This is a genomic window from Mycoplasma sp. CSL10137, assembly GCF_017116845.1.
Lineage (GTDB): Bacteria > Bacillota_I > Bacilli_A > Mycoplasmatales > Metamycoplasmataceae > Mycoplasmopsis.
Genome location: NZ_JAFIRE010000008.1, coordinates 1 through 2,674, shown reverse-complemented (window position 1 = coordinate 2,674; position 2,674 = coordinate 1). Strand labels below are relative to the sequence as shown.

At 44.1% G+C, this 2,674-nt stretch carries 2 rRNA genes; both read right to left on the bottom strand.

Annotation, left to right across the window (positions count from 1 at the left end):
* Positions 1-2,102 (bottom strand): 23S ribosomal RNA (locus tag JXZ92_RS03435); the annotation flags it as partial.
* Positions 2,103-2,399: 297 nt separating this feature from the next.
* Positions 2,400-2,674, bottom strand: a 16S ribosomal RNA gene (locus JXZ92_RS03430); the annotation flags it as partial.

Genomic DNA, 2,674 nt, shown 5'->3' with positions numbered 1-2,674 from the left:
CAAGTTCCAATACGAAGTTGTAGTAAAGCTCCATGGGGTCTTTTCGTCTTGATGCGGGTACCCAGCGTTTTCACTGGGACCATAATTTCACCGAGTCCAATGTTGAGACAGTTGAGAGATCATTGCGCCTTTCGTGCAGGTCAGTATTTAGCCGACAAGGAATTTCGCTACCTTAGGACCGTTATAGTTACGGCCGCCGTTCACCCGGGCTTCATTTCAACGCTTCGCATAAGCTAACGCATCCACTTAACCTTCGGGCACTGGGCAGGCTTCACCCCCTATACATCACCTTGCGGTTTAGCAGAGAGTTGTGTTTTTGATAAACAGTTGCCCCTCACAATTTACTGTGGCCAACCAAAAGTTGGCACCCCTTCTCGCGAACTTACGGGGTTAATTTGCAGAGTTCCTTAACATTGGTTTTCTCGCTCGCCTTAGAATACTCATCTTGGGAACGTGTGTCCGTTCTCGGTACAGGTGACCATACATTTAAACGTTTAGAAGCTTTTCTTGGAAGCATGAAATCACACAATTCAGCTTTTCAGCTTATGACTCGCAACTCCCGGTTAGAGGACACGCATTTAACTATGTCCACCAGTTGTTACTTACCCCACAATCCAATAAGTGGTAGTGTTATCCTTCTCCGTCACTCCATCACTACGTACAGCCAGTACAGGAATATTAACCTGTTGTCCATCAGATACGCCTTTCGGCCTCTCCTTAGGTCCTGACTAACCCTGGGTGGACGAACCTTCCCCAGGAAACCTTTCCCAATAGGCGTTGAGGATTCTCACCTCAAATCGTTACTCATACCGGCATTCTCACTTCTTAGCGCTCCACCAGTCCTCACGGTCTGACTTCGCCGCACTAAGAACGCTCCTCTAACGTACTTTCGTACCCGTGGCTTCGGTATCGTGTTTTACTCCCGTTACATTATTGGCGCAAGTTCTCTTGACTAGTGAGCTATTACGCACTCTTTAAAGGGTGGCTGCTTCTAAGCCAACCTCCTAGTTGTTTATGAAAACTCACAACCTTTCTGACTTAACACGATTTTGGGACCTTAGCCGACGATCTGGGTTGTTGCCCTCGCGAGCCGGGACGTTAGCACCCCGGTTCCGACTGCATGATAATACACAATGGTATTCGGAGTTTGATTATAGTCAGTACCGCTAGGCGCGGCCATTCCATATTCAGTGCTCTACCACCAAAGTTTAACATCACACGCTAGCCCTAAAGCTATTTCGAGGAGAACCAGCTATCTCCAAGTTCGATTGGAATTTCTCCGCTATTCACAAGTCATCCGGGCACTTTTCAGCGTACTACGGTTCGGCCCTCCACTTGGTGTTATCCAAGCTTCAGCCTGCTCATGAATAGATCACATGGTTTCGGGTATATGTCAACATACTAAGCGCCCTATTAAGACTCGATTTCTCTACGGCTCCGCTTTTATCCACTTAACCTCGCATGTTAACATAACTCGCCGGTCCATACTGCAAGATGTACGCCATCACGCATTAACGCGCTCTGACTAATTGTAAGTAAGTTGTTTCAGATTCTGTGTTTCACTCCCCTCCCGGGGTTCTTTTCACCTTTCCCTCACGGTACTAGTTCACTATCGGTGTCTGGTTAGTATTTAGCCTTACCGGATGGTCCCGGCAGATTCAGACAGGGTTTCACGTGCCCCGCCCTACTCAGGATACTATCAGAAGATTTTGCCATTTCGCATACGGGAGTATCACCCTCTATGCTAAAGTTTCCCAACTTTTTCTGCTATAACAAAATTTTGTAACTTCATGTAGATAGTCCTACAACCCCAACATAAATGTTGGTTTGGGCTCTTCCAAGTTCGCTCGCCGCTACTAATGGAATCATTGTTTATTTTCTCTTCCTGTTGCTACTAAGATGTTTCAGTTCACAACGTGTCTCGTCATTAGAACTATGTATTCATTCTAATGCAATTAGATATTACTCTAATTAGGTTTCCCCATTCGGAAATCCCCGTATCGTAGCTTATATCCAGCTCCACGAGGCTTATCGCAGGTAATCACGTCCTTCATCGACTTCCAGACCCAAGGCATCCACAACTCACTCTTACTTATTTAAAAGTTCAATATTTTCCTATTGTTGATGTATTCAAAGACATTTTAATAAATTATTATTTAAAATAATTACTCGGTATCACAAAACAAATTGACTAATTTATTTTTATTGATGTCGTTGTTATATTAATTTATCTTTACTATTCAGTTTTCAAAGAACAATTGAGAGAAGTTCTCTCAAAACTAGATATATAAATCTTTCTGACCATTAAAGAAAGCCATGACTCAAATATTAATAAATAAAAATGGTCTTAAAAGTTAGTAATTGTTACTAAAATGAATTGTAACTTATGTACTCCGTAGAAAGGAGGTAATCCATCCCCACGTTCTCGTAGGGATACCTTGTTACGACTTCACCCCAGTCACCGGCCCTGCCTTAGGCAGTTGTCTCCGTAGTTAACAAAACCGACTTCGGGCATTACCAGCTCCCATGGTGTGACGGGCGGTGTGTACAAGACCCGAGAACGTATTCACCGTAGCGTAGCTGATCTACGATTACTAGCGATTCCGACTTCATGTAGTCGAGTTGCAGACTACAATCCGAACTGAGAATAGTTTTTTGAGATTTGCTCCACGTC